Genomic DNA, 25,303 nt, shown 5'->3' on the forward strand with positions numbered 1-25,303 from the left:
GGGGGGGGCGCATGGACTCCCACCCGGTCCCGCCTTGCCCGCGGGTGGGATGGGCGCGCCGCCGGGGTGGGTCGGCGCGCCCTCAGAGGGGTACGGCCGGTGCTACGCGGTGAAGCGGATCCTGCGTCGGCGGGCGGTGATGAACAGCACCGCACCGGCGATCAGCAGCAGGGCCGCGCCACCCGCGATGCTCCCGGCCACCGGGCCGGTCACGGGCAGGCCGGGCTCGTCACTGTCGCCACCACCGGCGCCGCCGCCGTTGTCGCAGTCCAGCTTCTCGAGCGTCGCCTTGATCGGCTCGACGTCCAGGCCGGGGAACTCGACCGTCGCGTACGTCGCCTTGCCGGCGTCGAACGTGACCTTCTCCGACTTGCCGGCCGCCACGGTCACGGTCTCCGACTTCCCGCCGTACGTGATCTTCGCGGTCGCCGGGGTGACGCCCTCCGGGTTCTCGACCGTGATGGCCACGGTGTCGCAGTCGTTCTCGACGATGACCGTGGGCAGCGCGCAGTCCTCCGGCGCCTTCCAGTCGTACGTGACATCGTCCATGCCCTCGGCGCTCACCGTGACGGTGCCGGCGCCGGCCGGGACGGTGACGGTCTCGCCCTTGCCCGGCTTCACGGTGACGGTCTGAGAGAAGTCGCCGGCCTTGACGGTGAAGTCGACGGCGTAGCGGCTGATCTCGCCGGTGTTGCTGAGGTTGAGCTGCACGGTGCCGTCGCACTGCGACAGGGGCTCGACGGCCGGGGTCTGGCAGCCCTTGCCGCCGCCGTTGTACCAGCCCTGCGGGCCCTTCGAGCGGCCGCCGGGGCCGCCGTTGCTGCCGAGCTTCTTGTCGCCGTAGCGGGGGCCGCCCTCGGTGATCTCACCGATGATGTCGTCCTCGCCACCGAAGAAGAGGTCGACCTGCGTGTTGCAGTCGGGCACGTCGACGTTCAGCGTCACCGAGCGGTGCTCGTTGTCGATCGAGCCGGTCTCGCTGTCGTACTTGTACTGCGGCACGGCGAACTGCGGCTTGGGCGCGAAGTACGACACCAGCGTGACCGGCTCGCCCTCGCACAGCTTCACGCCGTCGTCGAGGCTCACGGTGGCCGTGGAGCCCTTCTCCGTCACGCCGAACCTGTGGTGGAAGCTCGCCTGGCCGGCCTCGACGCAGGGCGTCTCCGCGGGGGCGCACGGCTCGCTCAGGTCCACCTTGGCCGAATTGTCCTGGTCCTCGTACCCGTCGGAGGACCAGATGGACCGGAAGGAGATGGCGGCTTCCTTCGCGTCCCCGGTCACCTGCTGGGTGAGCGTGAGCTCACCGTTGCTGCGGCCCTGCGCGTGCGGGATGACGAGGTTGCCCTCGGCGGACTTCTCGACCTCGGTGGGCGTGGTCTTCAGGTCCGCCACGGTGGCGTCGGTGGGGTAGTCGTTGGTCAGCGTCCAGGTGACGATCCGCGTACCGGTGGCGGTGTCGCAGACGGCAGCGCCGCTGACGTTCGAGGCGTGGGCGCTGGCCGGAGCCGTGACGGCCGCGGCTCCACCGAGGCCGATGAGTGCGCCGGCGAGGACGGTCGCCGCGCGGCGGAGCGGGGAGTTCAACTTCACGCGTACTCCTGGGGGCGGTGTAGCAGAGGGGGAAACGACCAGGAAGACGGGACCGGCGCCGGGCGAGGGACGGGCCGGGGACGACGCCTCCCCAGGTCGTCGAGCCGATAGCGTTTCGTCGGCGGGCCTGACCTTAGCGATTGCTAGGGATCTGGGAAGAGGCTCAGAACGGCTTAAGGCTCTTGTTGCGTATCCGAGACCATCGCTGCACCGACGGCATCAGGGTCGATGCGCTGTGTTGTCATCCATCGAATCAACCGTCACCGGAACGAGCGAGGGGCGCGCCGACCGTGACGGTCCGCGCGCCCCTCGGGCGTCCTGCGATCAGGCGGTGGGGATCACCGCGATCAGGCGGTGAACTTCACCTTGCGACGGCGGGCGAAGAAGAACAGCGCCACACCCGCGGCGAGCAGAACGCCCGCGCCGGCGGCGATGCTGCCCGCGGCGGCGCCGGTCAGCGGCAGCGACGGCTCGTCGCTGCTACCGCCGCCACCGTTCGCGCAGCCCTCGGGGGCCTCCCAGGCGATGGTCTCGGCCTGGTCCTCGTAGCCCTCCAGGTAGATCTTCAGCTTGAAACCCTCGGAGGCCTTGAACGTCGCGGTCTTCTTCTCGCCCGGCTTGACGACGAGGGTCCGCTTCTCGCCCTTGCTGGGCTCGAGCACCAGCGGGATCTCGACGCCGTCGGCGGGGTTGTCCAGGCCCACGGTCATCGAGTCACAGGTGATCTCGAAGATCGGCTCGGCCTCGCCGTAGCTGGGCGTCGGCTCGGGGCTCGGGGCGGACGCGCTCGGCACCGGGGTGGACTCGCTGGGGGTCGACTCGCTCGGCGTCGGCTCGCTCGGGGTCGACTCGCTGGGCTCCGGCTCGGCGCTCGGGGTGGTGGAGGCGCTCGGCTGCGGGGCGGGGGCCGCGCAGCTCTCCGGCTTGGCGACCGAGGCGGTGGCGTCGCGGACGAAGTTGTCGTCCCACTTCAGCGAGACCTTGAGGCCGGCCGTGCCGTCCGAGGCCTCGAGGACGCTCGTGCCGACCAGCGGGTTGCTGTAGTTCGGGGCGACCCGCTCGCCGATCTTGATCGCGCCGTCCGGGGCGGCGGCGTTGGAGGTCTCCACCTCGCGGACCGTGGCCCAGACGCCGTAGTCGTTCGCGACGGACCAGTCGACCTTCCACTGGCCGTTGGCCTCGGCGCAGCTGACCGTGCCCTTGATGACGGGCGCGTGCGCGCTGGCCGGGCCGGTGAGGGCGACCGTGCCGGCGAGGCCGAGGAAGGCGCCGGCCACGATCGCGGTGGTGCGCCGGAACGGGGACTTAAGCAGGTTCACGCCTACTCCTGTGAAGGGGACCGGGGGGAACGGCACAGGGCAGGCTGAAGGCGGCCCGTCGCGCGGTCATGAGCGTCCGCGAGGGCCCGCGACGACGCCTCCCCGCATCGTCGAGCCGACAGCGTTTCGTCGGCGGCCGGTCGACCATAGCGACTGAGGCGAGTCTGAAAAACGTCCCAGGCTTCGCTAAGCGGGTTGATGCGCATTCGTGATCTTCCCTATACGGATCGCACCGAAGTGGATGCGATCAGTGTCGATCTGCCCGTTTCGGGAGGGGAAAAGTTCACTCCGCAGTGGTCGGTGCTTTGTGGTGGCGTAGCGTCACAGCGTGCTACTCGAACGTGTTCTCGTGGCGGATCCTCGGCGACGGGCGGCCGGATGACCCGGATCATCGCGGGTGCGCACGGCGGCCGCCGGCTCTCCGCACCGCCCGGTGCTCTGACCAGGCCCACCGCCGACCGGGTACGCGAGGCCTACTTCAGCGCCCTCGGCACCATGACCGACCTCGAGGGCGCCCGCGTCGCCGACCTGTACGCGGGCTCCGGCGCGATCGGCCTGGAGGCGCTGTCCCGGGGTGCGGCGTACGCGCTGCTGGTCGAGGCCGACGCCAAGGCCGCCCGGGTGATCCGGGACAACATCGTCACGCTGCGCGCCGGCAACGCCGCCCGGCTGATCACCGGCAAGGTGGCCCAGGTGCTCGCGTCCCCGCCCGAGGGTGGCCCGTACGACGTGGTGTTCGCCGATCCGCCGTACGCGGTGGCCGACGACGAGATCGACGAGGTGCAGCGCGCGCTGATCGACAACGGCTGGCTCGCCGAGGACGCGGTCGTGACCTTCGAGCGGTCCACCCGCACGGCGGTTCGCGGCGCGCCTCTGAACTGGGTGGACGGCATCACCGCCGAACGCAGCCGGCGCTACGGCGAGACCACACTTTGGTACGGTCGCCGATCATGAGACGAGCGGTCTGTCCCGGCTCCTTCGATCCGGTCACCAACGGCCACCTCGACATCGTCGGGCGGGCCAGCCGGCTCTTCGACGAGGTGATCGTCGGCGTGCTGATCAACCACTCCAAGACCGGCCTGTTCACGGTCGAGGAGCGCATCGAGATGCTGGGCCAGGCGACGGCCGCGTACGGCAACGTCCGGGTCGAGTCTTTCCACGGCCTGCTCGTCGACTTCTGCCGCGCCCAGGGCGCCGCCGTGGTCATCAAGGGCCTGCGCGCGGTCAGCGACTTCGACTACGAGTTGCAGATGGCGCAGATGAACATCGGGCTTTCCGGGGTGGAGACATTGTTCATGCCGACGAACCCGCTCTATTCCTTCCTCTCTTCCAGTCTGGTCAAGGACGTGGTCAAGTGGGGCGGGGACGCCTCGCCGTACGTCCCGGACTTCGTGGGGGAGCGACTCGTGACGAGGCTGCGGCAAAACTGACGGCGTGGCCTTCGCGGTCCCGTCGTCGGGTTCGGCAGTAACGTGATCGCACCACTCAGCGTGAGTGCGAGCTGACAGGAGTGAGGCGCCGGTGGATCCGCTCGACCGCATCGACGAGATCATCTCCATGGTGGAGCAGGCACGGTCCGTCCCGATGTCCCGGACGAACTTCATGTTCGACCGGGCCGAGATGGTCGCCCTGCTCGACGAACTGCGCTCCGAGCTCCCGGGCGACCTGCGCCGCGCCGTCGCCCTCCTGGAGGAGCGCGACAAGATCATCGATGCCGGCAAGCGCGAGGCGGACCGGATCATCAGCGAGGGCGAGACCGAGCACGCCCGCCTCGTCTCGGTGAACGAGATCACGGTCTCGGCGGAGCACGAGGGCGCCCGGATCATCGCGGAGGCCCGCGCGGAGGCGCAGCGCCTGCGCGAGGAGGTCGATGACTACGTCGACACGGCGCTGGCGAACTTCGAGCAGTTCCTCACCCGGGCGCTGGCGTCGATAGAGCGTGGCCGCGACAAGATGCACGCGCTGCGCGAGATCGGCACCTTCCAGGGCGAGGACAGCGAACGACCCCTGCCCTTCTGACGCGAGGGGGCGATTCGACGCTACGCCCCCTGCTCAGGTAACCTTTCCAGTCGGCCTTCCCAAGGCTGAGGATTCACGATGCCCAAGACCTTGCAGAACCACCTCGATCCCAGGCAGCCGCTGGTCGTCGACACGACGAAGCTCCCGCGCCAGCCTGGGGCGACGCGTGCCTTCAAACGGGTCGTCCCGGCGCCGGCGGACCTCGGCCTTGAGTTGATCTCGGCACCCGAGGGCTCCGACCTCGAGCTCGATCTGAGCCTGACGTCGGTCTCCGAGGGTGTGTACGTCAGCGGCACCGTCCGTGGCTCACTCTCCGGTGAGTGCGGGCGTTGTCTCAACGAGATCTCCGAGCCGTTCGAGGTCCCCCTCGCGGAGCTGTACGCCTACGCGGACAGCACCACCGAGGAGACCACGGACGAGGACGAGGTGGGCCGGATGCAGGGCGATCTGATCGACCTGGAGCCGGCGGTGCGGGACGCGGTGGTGCTGACACTGCCGACCAACCCGGTCTGCCGGCCGGACTGCCCAGGGTTGTGCCCCGAGTGCGGGGTGCACTTCGACGACCTCCCGGCCGATCACAGCCACGAGGAAGCCGACCCGCGCTGGGCCGCTTTGCGCAACCTGTCTCACCCCGAGCAGTCCGCGGCGGCTTCGCCGCAAAAACCGCAGAAAATGATCGAGGAGTAGGTACCGTGGCCGTCCCCAAGCGCAAGATGTCGCGCAGCAACACCCGGTCCCGCCGGGCGAACTGGAAGGCGACCGCGGTGCAGACCGTGGCGTGCCCCCAGTGCAAGTCGCCGCACCTGCCGCACACCGCCTGTGGGGTCTGCGGCACCTACAACGGCCGTCAGGTCCTCGAGGTCTGAGCTTCACTTAAGTGACGCGCCCGATCATCGGGCGGGTCGAGTCCGACCGGCATCCGTCCGGTGCCCGGAGCCACACGCAGGACGGCCGCGAGGCCGGTGCTGCCACGGAGCCGGGCACCGCGCGGATCGCCGTCGACCTCCTCGGCGGGGACCAAGCTCCCGCCGTCGTGGTTGACGGCGCTCTGCGCGCCTGTCAGGCCGATCCGGCCCTCTCACTCCTGCTCGTCGGCCCGACCGAAGCGGCCGACGCGGTTCTTGCTGCCCTGGGCCCCGAGTCCCGGCACCGCGTCCACGCCGTTGCCGCCCCGACCGGCCCGCACGGTCACGAGCGCGACATCAGCAGCGTCGAGTCCGGCGTACGGACGGCGGTGCTCGCCGTGGCGCAGGGCCGCGCCGACGCCGTGATCTCCGCGGGCAACACCGGCGCCACGGTCACCTCCGCCGCGCTGGGCCTCGGCCGCTGGCCGGGGATCCGCCGCCCGCCCCTGGCCGCCGTGCTGCCCAGCGCCGCCGGCCGCATCGTCCTTCTCGACGTGGGTTCCTCCGTCGATCCGGACGAGCACACCCTCGCCATGCACGCGCGGCTCGGTTCCGCGTACGCCTCGGTCGTGCACGGTGTTTCCGCCCCGCGCGTCGGCCTCCTGACCATCGGCACGGAACGCGGCAAGGGCGACCGCCTGCGCCGCGCCGCGCCCGCTGTCCTGGCCGGGCTCGAGCTGCCCGGCGGGGGACGCTACGTCGGCCTGGTCGAGGGCAACGACGTGGTCACCGGTGCCGCCGCCGACGTCGTGGTCACCGACGGTTTCACCGGGAACGTGCTGCTCAAGGGCCTGGAGACCGCGTACGCCCTGATCGGTTCCCCCGCGCCGCAGCCGCCCCTGCCGCGCGCGGCCGTCCTGCTCGGCGTGGCCGGCACCGTGGTCGTGTGCCACGGCGCCGCCTCGGGCGAGGACCTGGCCGCCGGCATCGGGTTCGCCGCTACGCTGCACCGCCGGGCCGCCGTCCCGGCCATCGCCGACTTCATCACCGGTCCCGCGGGCCGGACTCCCGAGGATCCGCTGAGCGCAAGAGGTGGTCATGAGCAGTAACGACAGGCGTCGGGTACGGCCCTCCACGGAGCCGCTCGAGGAGGCCTTCGGCGTCCCGCTGGAGCCGGAGCTGCTCGAGCGGGCGCTGACCCACCGCTCGTACGCGTACGAGAACGGCGGCCTGCCCACCAACGAGCGGCTCGAGTTCCTCGGCGACTCGGTGCTGGGCGTGGTGATCACGTCGGCGCTGTTCCACAACCACCCGGACCTGCCCGAGGGTCAGCTCGCCAAGCTCCGGGCCAGCGTGGTGAACATGCACGCGCTCGCCGACGTGGCCCGCACGCTGGGCCCGGGCGGCCTCGGCCCGCACCTGCTGCTGGGCAAGGGCGAGGAGACCACGGGCGGCCGGGACAAGGCGAGCATCCTGGCCGACACGCTGGAGGCGCTGCTCGGCGCCATCTACCTGGAACACGGCCTGGACACCGCCGGCGAGGTGATCCACCGGCTGTTCGACCCGCTGATGGCGGAGTCGGCCGGGCGCGGCGCGGCGCTGGACTGGAAGACCAGCCTCCAGGAGCTGACTGCGGCGTTGGGGCTGGGAGTGCCCGACTACGTCATCGACGATGCGGGCCCGGACCACGCCAAGACGTTCACCGCCTGGGTCGTCGTGGCCGGCGAGCGCTACGGCGGTTCCGACGGGCGCAGCAAGAAGCAGGCCGAGCAGCGCGCGGCCGCGGCGGCCTGGCGCACGCTGACCGAGCGCGCCGAGGAGAAGACACCGCCTCCGGCCGTCGCGGGCGGCGGCCACGCCGACCTCGAACAAGCGGACGCCACGAACGCGGCCGCCGCAGCCGACGCGAAGGACGCCGGCGCGGCCGACGTCACCGCGGCGGCCGACGCTGCCGCAGCCGCGGCGAAGAACGCAGCCGACGACAGAAGCGCCGCCGGCCGGTGAGCGTGACGGCGTCGGAGTCCGGCGGCGTGGCGCCGGTCATCGAGGAGTACGCGCCGCCCGGGCCCGGCGAGCGCCTGTGGGACGCCGCCGGCCGCTGGCACGGGGTCCTGATCGCCGCCGGCATCCTGGCCGCGACGCGCATCGTGCAGCTGGTCCTGCTCGTGTGGCTCGACCGGGCCACCGAGGAGCCGATGGGCCTGCGCAACAACCTGCTGATCTGGGACGGCGGCTGGTTCCGCCGGGTGGCGGAGGGCTACCCGCACGGATACACGTACGGGCAGACCGGCGCGCTGGAAGGCAACGAACTGGCCTTCTTCCCGCTGTACCCGATGCTCATCCGGGGCCTGTCCGCGCTCGGCCTCGACTCGGGCACCGCCGCGCTGACCGTCAGCTGGCTCGCCTCCGTCGCCGCGGCCGTCGCCCTGCACCTGCTCGGCACCAGCCTGTACGGCCGCCGCGCCGGCTGGGCCCTGGTCGCCATCTGCTGTTCGGCGCCCATGTCGGTGGTGCTGTCGATGGCGTATTCGGAGAGCCTCTTCCTGGCGCTGCTCGCCGGGATGTTCGTCGCCGCGCACCGCAAGGTGTGGTGGGCGGCGGGCCTGCTCGGCCTCGGCTGTGCCCTGACCCGCCCGACCGGCGCCGCGGCCGCGGTCGCCCTGGCTGTTGCCGCGGTCATCGCGGTCCGTCGTGACCCGGCCGCCCCCAAGTGGCCGCCGCTCGCCGCGGCCGGCCTGGCGCTGGCGGGCGTGCCGGCGTTCCTGTGGTGGGTCGGCCGGCGGGTCGGCGAGCCCGACGCCTGGTTCAAGATCCAGACGGCCGGCTGGGGCACGTCGTTCGACTACGGCCGCAGCACGCTCACGTTCCTGCACGACACGCTGACCGTCGGCGACGGCTGGGTCCCCATGAGCGTCGCGCTGATCCTGCTGGTCGCGGCCGCCGCGGCAGCCGTCGCCATGACCGGCCGCCCGTGGCTGCCGCTCGCCGTGTACGGCGTGGTCGCGATGGTGCTCGTGTACGGCCAGGCCGGCTATTACCACTCCAAGCCGCGGCTGCTGCTGCCCGTACTGTTGACTCTGCTCCCCGCGGTCGTCGCCGCCGCCCGTGCCCGCCCCCGCGTCGCGATCCTGGCCATCACCGCCTGGGCCGCGTTCGGGCTCTGGTACGGCGCCTACCTCGTGGCCGTCTGGCCGTACACCATTTAGGGTTGCACGATGCCCGAGCTTCCCGAGGTCGAGACCGTCCGGCAGGGCCTGGCCAAGTGGGTCGCCGGCCGCCGCATCGAGGCGGCCGAGGTGCGCCACCCCCGGGCGATCCGCCGGCACCTGCCGGGTGACGTGCACTTCGCGGCCGTCCTCGCCGGCCGCACCATCACGGACGTCTCCCGGCGCGGCAAGTATCTCTGGCTGCCGCTGGACTCCGGCGACGCGATCATCGCCCACCTCGGCATGAGCGGCCAGCTGCTGATGCAGCCCGCCGAGGCGCCCGACGAGACGCACCTGCGGGTCCGCTTCTCGTTCGCCGACGACGGGCCGGAGCTGCGCTTCGTCGACCAGCGCACGTTCGGCGGGCTGTCGGTCTCCGAGGGCGGCGCCGAGCTGCCGGCCGAGATTGCGCACATCGCGCGCGACCCGATGGACCCGCAATTCGACGACGAGGCGTTCGTCGCCGCGCTGCGCCGCAAGCGCACCGAGGTCAAGCGCGCGCTGCTCGACCAGACGCTGATCTCCGGCGTCGGCAACATCTACGCCGACGAGGCGCTGTGGCGTGCGCAGCTGCACGGCACCCGGCCGACCGACGCGTTGACCAGGCCGGTGGCACGTCGCCTGCTCGCGCACGTACGCGACGTCCTCGGCGAGGCGATCGTGGCCGGCGGCACGAGCTTCGACGCGCTGTACGTCAACGTGAACGGGGAGAGCGGCTACTTCGACCGGGCGCTGAACGCGTACGGCCGGGAGGGGCAGCCATGCCACCGCTGCGGCACGCCGATGCGCCGGGAGCAGTTCATGAACCGGTCGTCGTTCAGCTGCCCGCGCTGCCAGCCGCGCCCCCGGAAACCGCTCCGCTGACGTACGGCCCGGCGTCGGTGGCCAGCCCGAAACCCGCGCCGCGCCGGCCCATCAGCCGCCGGGCCGCCGTCAACAGCTCGGTCGGTACGCCGTGCACGAGGTGCCCGTCGCCGGGCAGCGTCCCGTCGCCGTCCCACCCCTGGTACGCCGACCACGGCCCGTCGAACGTGCAGATCCGCACGCCCAGCTCCCGGTAGAGCGGGTGGGTCGGCACGCCCGGGTTCAGCACGACCCGGTGCAGCCCGCGGCGGGCGGCCAGCCGTACGGTCAGCGCCACCGGCCCGACCCCGCCCGACCCGGCCGGCGCCCGGTCGAGGAAGAGCCCCTCGGCGCCGTCCTCACGCCACGTGTCCACATCGGCCAGCACGTCGGCGAGGGAGCGCCCGCCCCAGTCGAGGTCGACGCGGCCGAGGATCTGGTGTGCCGAGCCGCGCGGGCCGGGCCGCTCCTGCACGACCCAGGTGTCCGGGTCGGGCGCCAGCTCGGGCGACGGGTGCGCGTACGGCGGGAACAGGGTCTTCACGACGTCCTCCGGGAATCCGCGGTGGTCCGGGCGACGATGAGCAGCCCGGCGAGGTGGGCCGCCGCCAGCAGGGCGACGACCGTGGGCAACGGGTTCGGTGGCAGGGCCGGTACCACCGGGGTGGCCAGCGCGGCGAGCGGCGGGGCGACGGCGAGCAGCGCGGCGACCCCGGTACGCCCCCGCACGACGAGCAGCAGGGTGATCCCGAGGACCCCGCTGAGCAGCACGCCCCCGGCGAGCACGAGCACCCCGGCCGTGCTGGATCCGGCCGGGAGCCGGTACGCGGCCACGGCCAGCGCCACTCCGGCGGCCAGCGGCGGCAACAGCGCGGCCACGGTCACCACGGTCACGCCGCTGAGGTGCGTACGGAACTCCCGCCCGCTCTCCGCCGCGTCCAGCCCGGCCTGCACCTGCCGGCGATGCCAGCCGATCAGCGCCTCGAGCAGCGGCCCGGCGGCGAGCAGCGGCAGTACCACCGGCGAGGTGGCGGTCGGCGGCCCGGCCCGCCACAGCAGCGCCACGCAGGTCGCCTGCGCCGCACCGAGCAGCAGCCGTACGCCCCCCAGCCGCAGGTCCCGCGCGTCCAGCCGGCCGATCGGTGCGGCTTTGAACGCCGGGGCGAAGGCGCGCGCGGCGGCCAGCGCGATGGCGAAGGGCAGCAGCAGCGTCACGGGCACGCGTTGCGCGTACGTGTCCCCGACGGTCCCGGCGATGCCGACCGCGGCGAGCAGCCAGCACGGCAGGCTCCACCGGACCACCGTCGCCTCCGTACGGCTCACCAGCGCGGCGGTGACCGTACCCAGAGACAGCAGGCCGCACAGGCCGATCGCGACCGCGGCTGTCGTGTCCGGGCCGGTCAGGCCCGTCAGTGCCACCGCGGTCCAGAGCACGGCGGCCGCCGCGAAGCCCAGCCCGACCAGTCGCACGCCCGCGGCCGGCCCGGATCGGCGGGCGATCAGGGCGCCGAGGCCGGCGAGCGATTGGGCGGCGCCCCAGCCGAGCACCAGCGTCCCGGTGGGCGCCTGCCAGCCGGCGTGCCCGAGTGGACGCGCGGCCGCGACCGCGGCGCTGAGCGGGCCGAGATAGAGCGCGCAGCGCAGCAGAGTTCCGCCCAGGGCGGGCATGCGCAATGTGGAGCCCCGCAGGGCGAGATCGGCGGTCATCGGTCCTCCCCGGCTCCGGTGAGCCATCGCAGTGTGGCCGGGTGCGCTTCCCGCGGCGCCGGGACGGCGAGCGCCAGCTCGTAGGCGGGCGCGGGCGGCGGGCCGGCCAGGTCGGTGTAGAGCGCGCCGTAGACCCGGACGACCCGGTCGGCGGTGAAATAGGCAAGCGCGCGGCGTCGCGCCGCGTCGCCCAGGGCCCGCCGGCGGGCGGGCGTGATGAGCAGGTCGACGCAGGCGGCGGCGAGCGCTTCCGGATCTTTGTCGGGTACGACGACACCCGCGTCGCCGAGCGTCTCGGCGACCGGCCCGACATCCGCCCCGACGACCGCGCGGCCGGACATCATGGCCTCGATCAACCGGTACGGCGGATCGGACGGTCCCGGGACGTGCACGACGAGGTGACCTGTGGTGTACCGGTCGCTGGGGTCGGCGGGCAGTGGGTGCAACCGGATCGCGCGCCCGAGCCCCGTACGGTCCACCTGCTCGGCGCAGTGGTCCTCGTGGGCGCCGGTCACCCCGACCAGGTGCAGGACGGTCCCGGGTACGGCCGCGGCGATCCGCGTGAACGCCGCCAGCACCACCTGCAGACCGCTCTCCGGGCCACCGTTTCCGGCCCAGACGATCGCGGGCGGCGCCTCCGGTTCCGGCGCGGACGGGAAGTCCCGCGGGTCCACGCCCGCCGGCACCTGCACGAGCCGCCGCGGTTCCGCGCCGTGCCGCAGCGCCCACGCGTGGTGGTACTCGCTCAGCGGCGCGATCAGCCCGGCTTCGGCATAACCGGTCCGGGCCACGGCACGACGGAAGCGCCGCAGGACCGTACGCACCGCCGGCGACAGCCGTTCCTCGTGGGCGCGCAGCCGGGCCACGGGCGCGCGGGCCTCGGTGAGCAGCAGGGGCGTACCCGTGCGCCACCGGCCGGCCAGCGCCGCCAGCAGCGGTGTCGTCCCGCCCACGCAGTGCACGACATCGGCCGGCGGCAACGGTACGGCCAGCGCCCGCGCGGCGTGCCGCAGCAGGGTGACGGCGGTACGCGCGTCCCGCAGGCTGAGCCGCGGCAGCCGCTCGCCCTCTCCCGACGACCGCCCGGCCCGCCAGGCGTCCTGCAGCACGTCCGTGAGCGGTACGGCGTTCAGCGGCGACCCGCCGGCCACCGTACGGCCCTCGGCGAGCACGGCCAGCCCGAGCAGTCCCCGGGCGAACTCGTCGTCCCGCTCCGCCACCAGTCCCCGGCACAGCAGGACGGCCGCAGCCACCGCACGCTCGTCCTTGCCCTCGCGCCGCGGCGTCTCCCGGGGCATCGCGACGGCGCGGGCCGACCCCACGTGCCCCGGCAGCGCGTACGCCGGCCCGCCCGGCGGTTCCCGGTCGCAGATGCTGACGAGGTCGAAGCGGAACCGGCCGAGGCCGTCGACGAGCGTCCGGCACCAGCCGCCTAGCGCGTCGCGGCGGAACGGGTAGCCGCCCCCGGTGAGCAGACAGATGCGCATGCGGTCAGCACCGCGTACGGGCAGGGGGCGATATCACGATGGCTGCAACGACGCAGCGGCGAAAAGTAACGGGACGGTGTCACCTAGGCGACAGATGTTCGCACTATTTGTCTGATTTACCGCGTGCTTTGGTCACGAACGCCCGAAAAGCTGACCCCACACGATGGTGCCGTCGACGCCCTTGACCGCGCCCACCCCGATCGCCTTGAAGTCGCAGTTGAGGATGTTGGCGCGGTGCCCCTCGCTGTTCATCCACGAGGTCATGACGTCGGCCGCGTCGCGCTGTCCCCGGGCCACGTTCTCGCCGCCCGGCGCGTCGTACCCCTGCTCCTTCGCCCGCTGGACGAAGTCCCGCCCGTCATCGCTGACATGGCTGATGTACAGGTTCCCGTGCGTCCCGAGCTCCTTCACGTGCAGCCGGATCGCCGTACGCAACTTCGAGTTGAGCCGTACACCCCCACACCCCGCTCTGTCGCGCTCGACGTTGACCAGCCGGATGACCTCGTTCTCCTGGCCGGTGAGCCCGGCCGCCACCACGGTCCTGCGCGGCGTGGGCTTCTTCGTCGCCGGCCTGGTTGTCGGCTTGACTGTCCGCTTGGGCTGGGGCTTCGCCTTCGGGGGCGTGCTCGGCCCGGCCGGTGGCGTCGGTGCCGGGTTCGGTTCCGCCGTCGGCGTCCCGGCGCCGGGTGCCCCGCCACCGGCACCCGGCGCCAAGGCGGCGACGGCGGACCCGGGCCGCTCGGCGGCGGCGCCCGGCCCGGTGAGGCTCGACGGCAGCAGTGCGGCGCCCGCAGCGACGGCGGCGAGCAGCGCGGCGACCGGGAGGGCCAGCATGACCGGGGAGGGCATCGCCTGCCGCCCGCGGTGCCGGCCGGTGTCCTCGTTCAGCCGCCGGTCGGTCTGCTCCACTGGCCCGTGCACGTCCTGCCTCCGCGGTCCTCAGGGATCGAGAGGTTTCGACCCGGGTGACGGTAAGCAGTCGTACGGACACGCGGCAAACCAGCTAAGAAAGACATAAGCCAGCCTTCATCCAGCCCCGTACGGATCTTGACCACCGTCACCCAGGCGGGGAAATCGCTTGATCAAAGCTTCGTGACGTGCCAGGGTGGCGTGATTCACTGGTGAACAGGGGTCGGCGCGGTGCCCACGGCTTGACGGAGCCTGGTCATCGGCGCACCATAGAAGTGTCGCCAGTCGCGCCCATCTGTGCTCGGCTTAGCTTTGGTACATGCTCAGCTTTGAGTACAGGTAAATCTGCATCTCACGCAAGTCCTCGGGTGCAGATCTCTGTGCCTACGCGTGTCCGTGGGTGCAGTCGTGCGGTACCACAGGGCGCGCGTTTGGCCGGCCTTTCCGGCAGCGCTGACTAAAGAGACGCAGCTTTACAACGAGACGCGATGGTCTCACAAGGAGAAGTCATGGCGAAGGCCCTCTACGGCCACGTAGGTGCGGCGCCCGACCGGCGCCTGCTCGACGAGGTCACCCGACTGCGTTCCAGGGTGCAGGCTCTGGAGTTCGAGGTCACCCGCCTCCGGGCGGAGAATGATCGTCTGGCAGCCGCGGCATCGGCCGAGGCGGACGACATTCTGCGGCTGACCGAGCCGGCACTGACCTGAGTTCCGCCGGGTGCCGAGACCCGGGCGCCCGATCCCCTCGCAGCACGGAACGCACCCAGAAAAGCGCGCCTCCACACAGTGGCGGCGCGCATCTTTTTGCCCGGAGGCCACCGGGCGCCCGGTCGCCGATTCGCGCGGCGTGCCAACTTCTCCGCCCTCCGTCGCCGTCCGCGCCCGTCCCGTGGCGGTGGGCGCAGGTTCCGTCGGCGCTTGACCGGACAAAAGGCAGTAAAACGCACGGAGTGGTACGGACCGGGACGCGCGCCGTGCGCGGACATGGCTCGTACCTGCGGGTACCCTGCTGCCCAGAGCAAACCGCGACCCTCGGAGATCCGTGCACCTCAAGAGCCTGACGGTCAAGGGCTTCAAGTCCTTCGCCTCCGCTACGACGCTGCGGCTGGAGCCGGGCATCACCTGCGTGGTGGGCCCCAACGGCTCCGGCAAGTCCAACGTCGTCGACGCCATCGCCTGGGTCCTCGGTGAGCAGGGCGCCAAGGCGCTGCGCGGCGGCAAGATGGAGGACGTCATCTTCGCCGGCACCGCAGGGCGCGCCCCGCTGGGCCGTGCCGAGGTGACCCTCACGATCGACAACGGCGACGGCGCACTCCCGATCGACTACACCGAGGTGTCGATCACCCGGCGGATGTTCCGGTCCGGCGAGAGCGAGTACGAGATCAACGGCAGCTCCTGCCGCCTGCTCGACATCCAGGAGCTGCTGAGCGACTCCGGCATCGGCCGCGAGATGCACATCATCGTCGGCCAGGGCCGGCTCGACGCGATGCTGCACGCCAAGCCCGAGGACCGCCGCGCGTTCATCGAGGAGGCGGCCGGCGTCCTCAAGCATCGCAAGCGCAAAGAGAAGGCGATCCGCAAGCTCGACGCGATGCAGACCAACCTCAACCGGCTCAACGACCTCACCGCCGAACTGCGCCGCCAGCTCAAGCCGCTGGGCCGGCAGGCGGAGATCGCCCGGCGCGCCGCCGGCATCCAGGCCGACCTGCGCGACGCCCGGCTCCGGCTGCTCGCCGACGACCTGCACACGCTGCGGACGACGCTGGACAAGGAAATCGCTGACGAGTCGGCGATGCGCGTACGGCGCCAGCAGGTCGAGGACGAGAACCGGGAGGTCCAGCGCTGGCTCGCCGACCTCGAGGCCCAGCACGCCGAGGACGCGCCGCTGCTGCAGGCCGCCCAGGACACCTGGTACAAGCTGTCGACGCTGCAGGAACGGTTCCGCTCCACCGAGCAGCTCGCCTCCGAACGGCTGCGCCACCTCGCCGCCACCCCGGACGACGAGCGCACCGGACGCGACCCCGACCAGCTCGCTGCCGAGGCCGAACGCGTCCGCGAGCAGGAAGAGGAGCTGCGCGAGGCGCTCACCGAGGACCAGATGCGGCTGGCCGAGGCCGTCGAGCACCGGCAGGACCTCGAACGCCAGCTCGCCGCTGCCGAAGGCGCGCTGCGTACGGCCGCGAAAGCGATCGCCGACCGGCGTGAGGGCCTCGCCAAGCTGACCGGGCAGGTGAACGCGGCCCGGGCCCGTACGTCCAGCGCCGCGGAGGAGATCGAACGCCTCGCCGCCGCGCACAACGACGCGCTCATGCGGGCCGACGCCGCCCAGGCCGAGGTCGATGCGGTCTCCGCCGAGTCCACCGAGGCCGACCGGGACAACGCCGACCTCGACGCCCGGCACGCCGAAGCCGTGGCCGCGCACGACCGGGCCGCCGCCGTCGTCAAGGAGCTCTCCGACGCCGAGCGCGCCGCCGAGAAGGACGCCGCCAGCTGGAAGGCCCGCGAGGAGGCGCTCGCCCTCGGCCTCAAGCGCAAGGACGGCGCGGGCGCGCTGCTCGGCAAGGCGGACCAGGTCCCCGGGCTGCTCGGCAGCCTCGCGTCGATGCTCACGGTGCGGCCCGGCCACGAGGCCGCGCTCGCCGCCGCGCTGGGCGGACTCGCCGACGCGGTCGCCCTCACCGGGATCGACGAGGCCGTCGAGGCCATGCGTACGCTCAAGATCGCCGACGCGGGCCGGGCCTCGCTGGTGGTCGCGAGCCCCGCCGCGCCGGGCATGCAGGGGTCCCTCGACGCGCTCCGACCGGCCCTGCCGGACGGCGCCACCTGGGCGCCTGACGTCATCGACTGCCCGGACACCATCCGGCCCGCGCTCAACCGCGCGCTGCGCGACGTCGTGCTCGTGCCCGACCTCGCCGCCGCCACTCGGCTCGTGGCGCAGAACGCCGAACTGCGGGCGGTCACCCCGGACGGCGACGTGCTCGGCGCGCACGCCGCGGCCGGCGGCTCCGGCAAGGCCACCAGCTACATCGAGGTGCAGGCCGCCGTCGACGAGGCCCGCGCCAGGCGGGAGTCCGCCGAGGAGTCCATCGGGGAGCTCAAGGCCCAGCTCGCCGACGCCCGCGCCGAGGTCGCCGAGCGCAAGGAAGCCGTCAACGTCGCGGCCGCCGCCAAGCGCGCCGCCGAGGGCGAACGCAACGCCGCCGCCCGCCGCCTCGCCGAACTCGGCGCCGCCGCACGGTCCGCCAAGGCCGAATCGGAGCGGCTCGGCGCGTCCCGGCAGAAGGCCGAGGGGAACCGGGACCGCGACCTGGCCGGGCTGGCCGAACTCGAGGAACGCCTGCGCCTCGCCGAGGCCACTCCGCTCGACGAGGAGCCGTCCACCGAGGAGCGGGACCAGCTGGCTGCGCTCGTACCGCAGGCTCGGCAGAACGAGATGGAAGTGCGGCTCGCCGTGCGTACGGCGGAGGAACGGGTGTCGTCCATCGCCGGGCGCGCCGACTCGCTGCTGCGCCAGGCCAACGCCGAACGCCAGGCCCGGGAACGGGCGGCGGCCCGCCGGGCGGCCCGCGCCCGCGGCGCCGAGATCGCCAAGGCCGTCGCGCTGGGCGCCGCCTCCGCCCTCGCCCGCGTCGCCGTCTCGCTGGCCGCGGCCGCCGAGGCCCGCGACGAGCTCGCCCGGGCGCGTACGGCCCGCGAAGCCGAGCTGCAGGAGGTACGGGCCACCGCGAAGCGCCTGGTCGCCGAGCTCGAACGGCTCACCAGCGAGGTGCACCGGGACGAGGTCGCGCGGGCCGAGCAGCGGATGCGCATCGAACAACTCGAGGCGAAGGCGGCCGAGGACTTCTCCCTCGACGTCGACACGCTCGTCGCCGAGTACGGGCCTGACCAGCTCGTACCCCCGACGCAGGCCGAGGTGGCGCAGGCGGAGAAGGACGGGAAGCCCGTACCCGAGCCTGTGTCTTTCCATCGGCCCACCCAGGAGAAGCGGGCCAACAAGGCCGAGCGCGACCTGGCCCTCCTCGGCAAGGTCAACCCGCTCGCGCTGGAGGAGTTCGCGGCGCTCGAGGAACGCTTCAAGTTCCTGTCGGACCAGCTCGAGGACCTGAAAGCCACCCGCAAGGACCTGCTCACGGTCGTCAAGGACGTCGACGACCGCATCCTCGAGGTGTTCGCGTCGGCGTTCGAGGACACCGCGCGCGAGTTCCAGACGGTGTTCCAGGTGCTGTTCCCGGGCGGCGAGGGCCGGCTCGTGCTCACCGACCCCGAGGACATGCTGACCACGGGCGTCGAGGTCGAGGCCCGGCCGCCCGGCAAGAAGATCAAGCGGCTCTCGCTGCTCTCGGGCGGGGAGCGGTCGCTGACGGCGGTCGCGATGTTGTGCGCGATCTTCCGGGCCCGCCCCAGCCCCTTCTACATCATGGACGAGGTCGAGGCCGCCCTTGACGACGTCAACCTGGGCCGGCTGATCACGCTGTTCCAGCAGCTCCGGGAGAAGAGCCAGCTCCTGATCATCACCCACCAGAAGCGGACCATGGAGGTCGCCGACGCGCTGTACGGCGTGACGATGCGGTCCGGGGTGACGCAGGTGATCAGCCAGCGGCTGAACCGGGAGCAGGAGGACTGAGCCGGTCCGGCGCGGGGCTTCTAGGGGTCCTGTGCGGATCGGTGGTCCCGGCCTCGACGTAGGCTTGGCGGCGCGGATCCGGACTCTCCCGGTTCGCGCGGTCGACCCGTTGACGGCGCGGATCCGGGCCTTTTGGTTCGCGCGGTCGGCAGCCGACAGCGCGGATTCGGGGTTTTCCGGTTCGCGCAGCCGACAGCCGAGGAAGGACCGCGAACCGCATGCAGCGCCAACCCGCCCGGGCCATGCTCATCGATCTGGACGGCGTCGTGCGCCGCTGGGACCCCGCCGTACCGGCGGCGGTGGAGGCCGAACATTCGCTGCCGGCGGGCATCCTCATGCAGACCGCGTTCACCTGGGACCTGCTCCGCCCCGCCGTCGCCGGCGAGATCACCGACGCCGAGTGGATGCACCTGGTCGCGACCCGGCTCCCTCTGCCCGGGGACGAGGCGGCCGCGGCCGTCGCCGACTGGCAGAAACACCGCGGAACGGTCGACGAGGAGGTCCTCGCCCTCGTCCGCGACATCCGCGCCGCGGGCCGGCCCGTGGGCCTGGCGACCAATGCCACCGACCGCCTCCGCGACGACCTCGACCTACTCGGCCTGGCCGGCGAATTCGACGCCGTCATCAGCTCCACCGAACTGAAGATCCACAAGCCGGCCCCGGACTTCTTCGCCCGCGCCTGCGAAGCCCTCGACGTGGAAGCGCCATGGACCCTCTTCGTGGACGACGACGACCGCGTGATCCGCGGGGCGCGGGCGGCGAAGCTGCTGGCGTTCCGGTGGAGCGGGGGTCAGGACGTGCCGTACCTGCGGAAGGCCCTGGACGTCCCGGCCTGAGCGACCGGGCGGCCGGCGGCGCCGCGACGTGCATCGACGCTGATGAGGTGACGTCCGGCTGTGGTGCAGGCAGGGCGAGCGGCCGCGATGCGCATGGTGATGGCGCAGCCGCCGGTGGGGTGCGTGCGCGGTAGCGGCGGTGGCTGTGCGTGTCCGCGGTGATGGTGCCCGCGGCCGCGAGGGCGGGTGTCACGTGGCCGCGAGGGCGGGTGCCGCGTGGCCGCGAGGGCGGGTGCCACGTGGCCGCGACGGGCGGGTGCCACGTGGCCGCGACGGGCGGGTGTCACGCGGCCGCGGTGGTGGTGGGTGTGTGCGTCCGCGGTGGTGGGTCTACGTGGCCGGCGGAAGGCCGCGAAATGCGTGATGCGTGCCGCCACGGACTACGGACCACGCACCAACCACCGACGGCCGCCCACGGGGCCGGCGGTGGCTGCCGGTAGGTGCGTGGTGCGGCCGTTGCCAGTCGTCGGTAGGTGCGGGGTGCGGCCGTTGTCAGTCTCCCGTGGTGCCGTCGATGCGTTCGCGGAGGAGGTCTGCGTGGCCGTTGTGGCGGGCGTACTCCTCGATCATGTGGATGTAGACCCAGCGGAGGCTGATGGCGGCGGTTCGTTCGGTGGCGAACTCGTGGTCGAGCGGGAGGGCTGACGCGGCTGCGCGGGCGGCGTCGAGCTCTGACAGGTAGGCCGCGTAGTCGGCTTCCGCGTCGGCGTCGGCCACGTCGTCGAAGTCGCCGTCGCGGTTCTTGTCGTCGTCGCAGTAGAGGAACGGGAGCTCCTGGCCGGCCGCGTGGATGCGGAACCAGCCGCGCTCCACCTCGGACATGTGGCGCAGCAGGCCGAGCAGGGTCAGGTTGGACGGCTCCACCGCGGCCGTCTTGAGCTGCTCGGGGGTGAGCCCCGCGCACTTGGTCAACAGGGTCTGGCGATGCCAGTCGAGCCAGCCCTCGAGCATGACGCGCTCGTCACCGGTGTGGGGCTCTGTCACACGTTGCGCCGCGGGCGCGGTCCAGGAAGTCACGGGTGACATCCTGGACCGACCCTCCGACATTTTCAGCCCGTTTACGCGTCTTCCCCGGGGACGACGATGATTCGGTCCTCGGCGACCAGGCGTGCGGACTCGTCCGGTTCGGCCGTGAGGTAGACGGCGGTGTGCTCCAGCGTCGCCCAGACGGCGTGGGCCCGCGACAGGTCGCCGTGGGCGAAGGGCACCGTTTCCGCGGTGTGAAGGGCTGCGTCCGCATCGAGCGCGAGCACCTGGGTGCCCGGCAGATGGATCAGGACGCCGAGACGGGCCCGTGCGATCTTGTCGCCCAGGCAATGGGCGTAGGCGTCCAGGAGGGCTGTCGTGGGGATGCCGACGTAGGCACTCTCGTCTGCCACCTCGGTGATGACCTCTCCGACGTGGATGTGTCCCCGGGCGTAGGAACGAATCGCCGAGCTGTCGAGCACGGCACGGATGTCGGTCATGCCCGCTCCTCGTTGTCGGGCCAGCGGCCCGCCTCGAGCGCGTCGAGCCGCCGCCGGCTCTCCGCCCGCTGGGCCTCCGTCGGAGGTTGGAACTTGCCGCGCCACCGGGCGACTCCCTCATCGGTGATGGGGAAACCCGCCGCTTCGAGCATCGCTCTGGTGGTGGCGGTGCGGTGCATGCGGGCGCGCACCGCGTCGGTGACGACCGCGGAGCTGTTGGGGTGTTTGGCGAGGTAGTCGGCTACGTCGTCGGGAAGGCTCACGGTGATCCGCCTTGTCATACTCGAATCATACTGTGCCGGGATGACGGCATCTGCCGGATGGCGTGCCGTTGTTATGTAGGGACAGTACTACGTCGCAGAGATGACGGCCAATGGATCTTGACGGTTCAGTCGGTGAGGGGAAGCTTCGCCACCGTGAAGAGGTTGCCCTGTTTGGTCGTACCTTCGAGGGTGACGTGGGCTTCCGGGCCGTTGTGGCGCAACGTGCTGACCGCGTTGCCGAAGTAGGGGCCCGCGAGTCTCTTCCAGGTCACCGCGGGCCTTTCCACGCCCGCCGACCGGGCCAGGCCGCGCATTCCCCGGGCCGCCACGCGGGACCAGCTGAACCTCATCAGCGGCTTCAGCGGCGCCGGGACCTGGTTGTGGATGGGGGAGCAGGTCAGCTGGTGCACGGGCGTACGGACGTGCGGGCCGAGGAGCGCGCGGGCCACGTACGAGTGGTGCACGTCGCCCGAGAGAACGCTGATCGTGGCCGGGGCCGCGTACGCTCCGCCTGCGCCGACGCGATCGCCGCGGTCTCCCTCGCCGAGCCGGCGGAACAGTTCCGTGAGGGCGTCGAAGGAGCGGCGGAAGGCCGCCCAGTGTTCGAGGTCGAAGGCGCGGCGTACGGTTTCCGCGAAGGCTGCCCGGCGGGGTCCGGCCGAGTCCGCGACCTTCTCGTTCCAGGCCTCGACGTGGTGGATCGCCGGCGGCATCAGCCACGGGAGTGACGAGCCCACCACCAGGTGGTCGTAGTCGCCGTGGGCCTGGTCGAGGAACCAGCCCCATTCCGGCGCGGGCAGCATCTCGCGGCGGCGGGGGGTCAGGACGCGGTTGCAGCGGTTGTCGAGCATGACCAGGCGGGTGCGGCCGATGTCCAGGGCGAAACTCCACTGGTACGGGCCGTCCACGTTCTCCGCCGACGACGGCTCGTCCACCGAGCGGCCGAAGTCGTGCAGCAGGTCCGTGGCGTCCGGGACCGACTGGATCTTGGCCAGGAGCGGGTCGGCGGCGAGCTCGTCGGGGCTGAGGTTGCCCAGGTGCTGGTAGATCCAGTAGGTCACCAGGCCGCTCGCGATGCGTTCCCGCCACCAGGGCTGCGCCGACATGTCCGCGCGCCAGGACGCCGAGGTGTTCCAGTCGTCGATGATCTCGTGGTCGTCGAAGATCATGACGCTCGGCACCGTGGCCAGCAGCCAGCGGATCTCGGGATCACGCCACGACTCGAGGTAGAGCTTCGTGTACTCGTCGAAGGACACGACCTCGCGCGCCGGGCCGTCGTGGCCGGCCTCGCGGCGGCGGCGCAGGAAGCGCCGCACCTTCGCCGACGTCTTGTCGGCGTACACCTGGTCGCCGAGGAGCACGATCAGGTCCGGGCGCCGGTCCGGGTCGCCGGGGTCGGCCATCAACCGCCGGGCGTACGCGTCCAGCGCGTCGGGCGGCAGGCGGCGGCCGGTGGCGTGCGGGGTGGCCTCCCGGCAGGAGCCGAAGATCATGCTGACCGGGGCGGCGTCGTCGGCCGGGCGGGTCACGATCACGCTGGGCGGGTACGGCGAGTCGTCCTGCGGCCACACCTTCCGCTCGTCGAGGAACACGCGGTATTCCGACGCGGCGCCCGCGGGCAGGCCCTCGACCACCACGATCGCGTAGTGGTGCCCGTACGCGCAAAACGTGGACGTCGTGCCGGCGCCCCCGCCGGTGGCCTCGACCCGCACCTGCGTGGGGCTTGTCGTTTCCACCCAGATCGTTGCCTTGTCGCCCACGACGCGCCGCAGCACCGGGCCGATGAGCAGGTGTGCGCTCACCGAGGCGCCGTGGGGACAAGCGTGGGCGCCGTGGGGATAAGCATGTTTCCATCCTCCCCAGCCGTCCGGCTTTTTGCCAGGGCGCTATCTGGTACCGGCAGGTGACGCCGCGTGGCCGAACGGATGACCTGCGGCCTGACCGGGGCCGACAAGGGGGCGTGGCGGGGGACACGGACGGGTGGCACCACGCCCGCCCGGCTCATCTGTCAGGATTTCGTCCATGGAATACGTGGTCGCCTCCCTGATCCTGCTGGCGGTGCTGATCGTCGGGGCCGTGGGTCTCGTCGTGCCGCGCCTGCGCCGGCGTGAGCTGCCGCCGCGCGGGGAGAGCGGTGCGGGCACGACGACGCTCGAGCGGCCGCCCGCCGTGCCGTCCACCGACACGCTGCCGCCGCTCATCGAGCGCCCGGCCGAGCCCTCGGTCGTCGAGGAGCCGGTGGTCGAGGCGCCCGCCGTGGAGCGGCCCGAACCCACCGCGGGCCGGCTGGTGCGGCTGCGGGCGCGGCTCAGCCGGTCGCAGAGCGTCTTCGGGCGGGGGCTGCTCAGCGTGCTCTCCCGCGACCACCTCGACGAGGACGCGTGGGAGGAGATCGAGGACAGCCTGATCAGCGCCGACGTCGGCGTCGAGGCGACCCAGGTCCTCGTCGAGCGGCTGCGGGAGCGGGTGCGGGTGCTGGGGACCCGTACGGTCGCCGAGGTGCGCCAGCAGCTGGCCGAGGAGCTGACCGCGGCGCTGGACCCGGAGATGGACCGCAGCCTGCGGACCGCCCCGCACGACGGGCGCCCCGCGGTCGTGCTGGTCGTCGGCGTCAACGGGGCCGGCAAGACCACCACCTGCGGCAAGATCGGCCGGGTGCTGATCGCGGACGGGCGTACGGTGCTGTTCGGCGCCGCGGACACGTTCCGGGCGGCCGCCGCGGAGCAGCTGGCCACCTGGGGCGAGCGGGTCGGCGCGGAGACCGTACGCGGCCCGGAGGGCGGTGACCCGGCGAGCGTCGCGTTCGACGCCGTGAAGCGGGGCATCGACACCGGCATCGACACGGTGCTCGTCGACACCGCCGGCCGGCTGCAGAACAAGGTCGGCCTCATGGACGAGCTGGGCAAGGTCAAGCGGGTCGTGGAGAAGCACGGGCCGGTCGACGAGACGCTGCTCATCCTGGACGCCACCACCGGCCAGAACGGCCTGGAGCAGGCGCGGGTGTTCACCGAGGTGGTGGACGTGACCGGCGTCGTGCTGACCAAGCTGGACGGCACCGCGAAGGGCGGCATCGTCATCGCCGTGCAGCGCAAGCTGGGCATCCCGGTGAAGCTGGTGGGTCTGGGCGAGGGTCCTGACGATCTCGCACCGTTCGAGCCCGCCGCCTTCGTCGAGGCGTTGCTTGGCTCCGACGCGTAGTCTCGGGGACGGCAGGCCTGTGCATCAGCGCATTTCCAGGGGAGAGCGCATTTCCAGGGGAGGTCGTGGGTGACGCAAGAGCCCGTCCGCGAGATCCCTCTGCACGGCGGCAACGTCAGCACGGTCTCGCGGGTCGGCGACACCGTGCGCCGCAACGCCGGCCCATGGACGCCGGCCGTGCACTCGCTGCTCAACCACCTGCAGAGGGTCGGTTTCACCGGGTCGCCGCACGCCCTCGGGATGGACGAGAAGGGCCGCGAGGTCCTGTCGTACCTCGACGGCGAGTGCGGTGAGTATCCGCTCGCCCCGCACTGGACCACCGAGGAAGCGCTGGTCACGGTCGCCACGATGCTGCGGATGTTCCACGACGCGCAGTACGGCTTCCAGCCCCCGCCCAACGCGGTGTGGCGCAGCTTCGGCCCGCCGCCGCCCGACACCGAGGTGATCTGCCACCACGACGCCGCTCCGCACAACGTGGTGTGGCGTCCCGACGGCACCCTCGCGCTCATCGACTTCGACCTGGCCTCGCCGGGCGCGCGCATCTACGACGTGGCGTATGCGGCGTGGACGTGGGTGCCGCTGTTCAGCGACCGGGACTCGTACACGCTGGGATGGAAGCGGCCCAACCGGCCGCGGCGGCTGCGGCTGTTCGCGGACGCGTACGGCCTGATCCCGCGCGACCGGCACCGCCTGGTCCGGACCATCCGCAAGCGGATCGTGGACCACGTCGAGGGCATCCGGCGGATGGCCGCGGCCGGCGACCCCGCGTTCGTGCGGATCGTGCACAAGGGCCATCTGCGCCGGCCGATGCGCGACCTGCGGTTGCTCGACTACGAGCGGCACACGCTCGAGTACGCGCTCAGGTAACACTCCTCTCGGGGCTTTGGCCCCTGTTCACGCCGTTTTCGCCACGGGCCTGTGAGAGTTTCTTCACACGTACGAAACAACCGGTCACGCGCCGGAAACCGCGCGTAGACCGTGCGCGAAACAGC

24 protein-coding genes are annotated in these 25,303 nt (G+C 72.2%); 14 read left to right on the top strand and 10 right to left on the bottom strand.

Annotation, left to right across the window (positions count from 1 at the left end; translation table 11 throughout):
• Positions 1–102: 102 nt before the first annotated feature.
• Entirely contained in the window at positions 103–1,590 is a 1,488-nt protein-coding gene (locus tag IT780_RS13465) for a cell wall anchor protein (RefSeq protein ID WP_199511822.1), read from the bottom strand.
• Between the two features lie 347 nt (positions 1,591–1,937).
• Positions 1,938–2,909 carry an LPXTG cell wall anchor domain-containing protein gene (locus IT780_RS13470; RefSeq protein WP_199511823.1) on the bottom strand — a complete coding sequence of 324 codons (972 nt, stop codon included), beginning with the start codon at positions 2,907–2,909 and terminating at the stop codon, positions 1,938–1,940.
• Between the two features lie 378 nt (positions 2,910–3,287).
• Between IT780_RS13470 and rsmD the strand changes: the two genes are divergently transcribed.
• From rsmD to mutM, 9 genes are all read left to right on the top strand, one after another.
• Positions 3,288–3,863 carry a 16S rRNA (guanine(966)-N(2))-methyltransferase RsmD gene (gene rsmD, locus IT780_RS13475; RefSeq protein WP_199511824.1) on the top strand — a complete coding sequence of 192 codons (576 nt, stop codon included), beginning with the start codon at positions 3,288–3,290 and terminating at the stop codon, positions 3,861–3,863.
• On the top strand, positions 3,860–4,339 hold the full coding sequence (gene coaD, locus IT780_RS13480; RefSeq protein ID WP_199511825.1) for a pantetheine-phosphate adenylyltransferase: 480 nt from the start codon (positions 3,860–3,862) through the stop codon (positions 4,337–4,339). The genes rsmD and coaD overlap by 4 nt, the downstream gene beginning before the upstream one ends.
• Before the next feature lie 91 nt (positions 4,340–4,430).
• Positions 4,431–4,928 (top strand): ATP synthase subunit B family protein, encoded by a 498-nt coding sequence (locus IT780_RS13485; protein ID WP_071805703.1) that lies wholly within the window; start codon positions 4,431–4,433, stop codon positions 4,926–4,928.
• Positions 4,929–5,006: 78 nt separating this feature from the next.
• Positions 5,007–5,615, top strand: coding sequence for a YceD family protein (locus IT780_RS13490; protein ID WP_199511826.1), 609 nt, complete (start codon positions 5,007–5,009; stop codon positions 5,613–5,615).
• A 5-nt stretch (positions 5,616–5,620) separates the two neighbouring features.
• The gene (gene rpmF / locus IT780_RS13495) at positions 5,621–5,794 is read left to right on the top strand and encodes a 50S ribosomal protein L32 (protein ID WP_097318372.1); all 174 of its coding nucleotides are present in this window, start codon (positions 5,621–5,623) and stop codon (positions 5,792–5,794) included.
• Positions 5,795–5,919: 125 nt separating this feature from the next.
• The gene (locus IT780_RS13500; protein WP_307831178.1) at positions 5,920–6,882 is read left to right on the top strand and encodes a phosphate acyltransferase PlsX; all 963 of its coding nucleotides are present in this window, start codon (positions 5,920–5,922) and stop codon (positions 6,880–6,882) included.
• Positions 6,872–7,777, top strand: coding sequence for a ribonuclease III (gene rnc, locus IT780_RS13505; RefSeq protein WP_199511828.1), 906 nt, complete (start codon positions 6,872–6,874; stop codon positions 7,775–7,777). Before IT780_RS13500 ends, rnc begins: the two co-directional genes overlap by 11 nt.
• Entirely contained in the window at positions 7,774–8,979 is a 1,206-nt protein-coding gene (locus tag IT780_RS13510) for a mannosyltransferase family protein (RefSeq protein WP_307831169.1), read from the top strand. The genes rnc and IT780_RS13510 overlap by 4 nt, the downstream gene beginning before the upstream one ends.
• A gap of 9 nt (positions 8,980–8,988) precedes the next feature.
• Positions 8,989–9,843, top strand: a complete 855-nt coding sequence (mutM, locus tag IT780_RS13515; RefSeq protein WP_199511829.1) for a bifunctional DNA-formamidopyrimidine glycosylase/DNA-(apurinic or apyrimidinic site) lyase — start codon at positions 8,989–8,991, stop codon at positions 9,841–9,843.
• On the opposite strand, the gene IT780_RS13520 is transcribed toward mutM, so the two are convergent.
• From IT780_RS13520 to IT780_RS42665, 4 genes are all read right to left on the bottom strand, one after another.
• Entirely contained in the window at positions 9,797–10,366 is a 570-nt protein-coding gene (locus IT780_RS13520; protein WP_199511830.1) for a putative glycoside hydrolase, read from the bottom strand. The genes mutM and IT780_RS13520 overlap by 47 nt on opposite strands.
• A complete protein-coding gene (locus IT780_RS13525; RefSeq protein WP_233412731.1) occupies positions 10,363–11,529 on the bottom strand; it encodes a hypothetical protein in 1,167 nt (388 codons plus the stop codon). The genes IT780_RS13520 and IT780_RS13525 overlap by 4 nt, the downstream gene beginning before the upstream one ends.
• Positions 11,526–13,016, bottom strand: a complete 1,491-nt coding sequence (locus IT780_RS13530; RefSeq protein ID WP_199511831.1) for a DUF3492 domain-containing protein — start codon at positions 13,014–13,016, stop codon at positions 11,526–11,528. Before IT780_RS13530 ends, IT780_RS13525 begins: the two co-directional genes overlap by 4 nt.
• Positions 13,017–13,148: 132 nt before the next feature.
• On the bottom strand, positions 13,149–13,937 hold the full coding sequence (locus tag IT780_RS42665) for a CAP domain-containing protein (protein ID WP_199511832.1): 789 nt from the start codon (positions 13,935–13,937) through the stop codon (positions 13,149–13,151).
• Positions 13,938–14,434: 497 nt separating this feature from the next.
• On the opposite strand from IT780_RS42665, the gene IT780_RS13540 reads away from it, so the two are divergent.
• The 3 genes from IT780_RS13540 to IT780_RS13550 all read left to right on the top strand — a co-directional run bounded on the left by IT780_RS13540 (position 14,435) and on the right by IT780_RS13550 (position 19,384).
• A complete protein-coding gene (locus tag IT780_RS13540; protein ID WP_199511833.1) occupies positions 14,435–14,632 on the top strand; it encodes a hypothetical protein in 198 nt (65 codons plus the stop codon).
• A gap of 334 nt (positions 14,633–14,966) precedes the next feature.
• Positions 14,967–18,548 carry a chromosome segregation protein SMC gene (gene smc / locus IT780_RS13545; RefSeq protein WP_199511834.1) on the top strand — a complete coding sequence of 1,194 codons (3,582 nt, stop codon included), beginning with the start codon at positions 14,967–14,969 and terminating at the stop codon, positions 18,546–18,548.
• Positions 18,549–18,766: 218 nt separating this feature from the next.
• The gene (locus IT780_RS13550; RefSeq protein ID WP_199511835.1) at positions 18,767–19,384 is read left to right on the top strand and encodes an HAD family hydrolase; all 618 of its coding nucleotides are present in this window, start codon (positions 18,767–18,769) and stop codon (positions 19,382–19,384) included.
• 492 nt (positions 19,385–19,876) lie between these two features.
• On the opposite strand, the gene IT780_RS13555 is transcribed toward IT780_RS13550, so the two are convergent.
• From IT780_RS13555 to IT780_RS13570, 4 genes are all read right to left on the bottom strand, one after another.
• Positions 19,877–20,335, bottom strand: a complete 459-nt coding sequence (locus IT780_RS13555) for a DinB family protein (protein WP_199511963.1) — start codon at positions 20,333–20,335, stop codon at positions 19,877–19,879.
• 107 nt (positions 20,336–20,442) lie between these two features.
• Complete coding sequence (locus tag IT780_RS13560) at positions 20,443–20,850, bottom strand: hypothetical protein (protein WP_199511836.1); 408 nt, start codon at positions 20,848–20,850, stop codon at positions 20,443–20,445.
• On the bottom strand, positions 20,847–21,131 hold the full coding sequence (locus IT780_RS13565; protein ID WP_199511837.1) for a hypothetical protein: 285 nt from the start codon (positions 21,129–21,131) through the stop codon (positions 20,847–20,849). Before IT780_RS13565 ends, IT780_RS13560 begins: the two co-directional genes overlap by 4 nt.
• A 107-nt stretch (positions 21,132–21,238) precedes the next feature.
• The gene (locus tag IT780_RS13570) at positions 21,239–22,915 is read right to left on the bottom strand and encodes an alkaline phosphatase D family protein (RefSeq protein WP_199511838.1); all 1,677 of its coding nucleotides are present in this window, start codon (positions 22,913–22,915) and stop codon (positions 21,239–21,241) included.
• A 220-nt stretch (positions 22,916–23,135) separates the two neighbouring features.
• Between IT780_RS13570 and ftsY the strand changes: the two genes are divergently transcribed.
• Both ftsY and IT780_RS13580 read left to right on the top strand, forming a co-directional pair.
• Positions 23,136–24,311 (top strand): signal recognition particle-docking protein FtsY, encoded by a 1,176-nt coding sequence (gene ftsY / locus IT780_RS13575; RefSeq protein ID WP_199511839.1) that lies wholly within the window; start codon positions 23,136–23,138, stop codon positions 24,309–24,311.
• A gap of 69 nt (positions 24,312–24,380) precedes the next feature.
• Entirely contained in the window at positions 24,381–25,178 is a 798-nt protein-coding gene (locus IT780_RS13580) for a phosphotransferase (RefSeq protein ID WP_199511840.1), read from the top strand.
• The last annotated feature ends 125 nt before the right edge of the window (positions 25,179–25,303 follow it).

The sequence above is a fragment of the Nucisporomicrobium flavum genome, assembly GCF_016464385.1.
In the GTDB taxonomy this organism is placed as follows: domain Bacteria; phylum Actinomycetota; class Actinomycetes; order Mycobacteriales; family Micromonosporaceae; genus Actinoplanes; species Actinoplanes flavus_A.

Bases quoted from the DNA above. Each gene is read 5' to 3' on its own strand.
- rsmD (WP_199511824.1), top strand. From the start codon at position 3,288: ATGACCCGGATCATCGCGGGTGCGCACGGCGGCCGCCGGCTCTCCGCA.
- coaD (WP_199511825.1), top strand. From the start codon at position 3,860: ATGAGACGAGCGGTCTGTCCCGGCTCCTTCGATCCGGTCACCAACGGC.
- IT780_RS13490 (WP_199511826.1), top strand. From the start codon at position 5,007: ATGCCCAAGACCTTGCAGAACCACCTCGATCCCAGGCAGCCGCTGGTC.
- rnc (WP_199511828.1), top strand. From the start codon at position 6,872: ATGAGCAGTAACGACAGGCGTCGGGTACGGCCCTCCACGGAGCCGCTC.
- mutM (WP_199511829.1), top strand. From the start codon at position 8,989: ATGCCCGAGCTTCCCGAGGTCGAGACCGTCCGGCAGGGCCTGGCCAAG.
- IT780_RS13525 (WP_233412731.1), bottom strand. From the start codon at position 11,529: ATGACCGCCGATCTCGCCCTGCGGGGCTCCACATTGCGCATGCCCGCC.
- IT780_RS13530 (WP_199511831.1), bottom strand. From the start codon at position 13,016: ATGCGCATCTGTCTGCTCACCGGGGGCGGCTACCCGTTCCGCCGCGAC.
- IT780_RS13540 (WP_199511833.1), top strand. From the start codon at position 14,435: ATGGCGAAGGCCCTCTACGGCCACGTAGGTGCGGCGCCCGACCGGCGC.
- IT780_RS13550 (WP_199511835.1), top strand. From the start codon at position 18,767: ATGCAGCGCCAACCCGCCCGGGCCATGCTCATCGATCTGGACGGCGTC.
- IT780_RS13555 (WP_199511963.1), bottom strand. From the start codon at position 20,335: ATGCTCGAGGGCTGGCTCGACTGGCATCGCCAGACCCTGTTGACCAAG.
- IT780_RS13560 (WP_199511836.1), bottom strand. From the start codon at position 20,850: ATGACCGACATCCGTGCCGTGCTCGACAGCTCGGCGATTCGTTCCTAC.
- IT780_RS13565 (WP_199511837.1), bottom strand. From the start codon at position 21,131: ATGACAAGGCGGATCACCGTGAGCCTTCCCGACGACGTAGCCGACTAC.
- ftsY (WP_199511839.1), top strand. From the start codon at position 23,136: ATGGAATACGTGGTCGCCTCCCTGATCCTGCTGGCGGTGCTGATCGTC.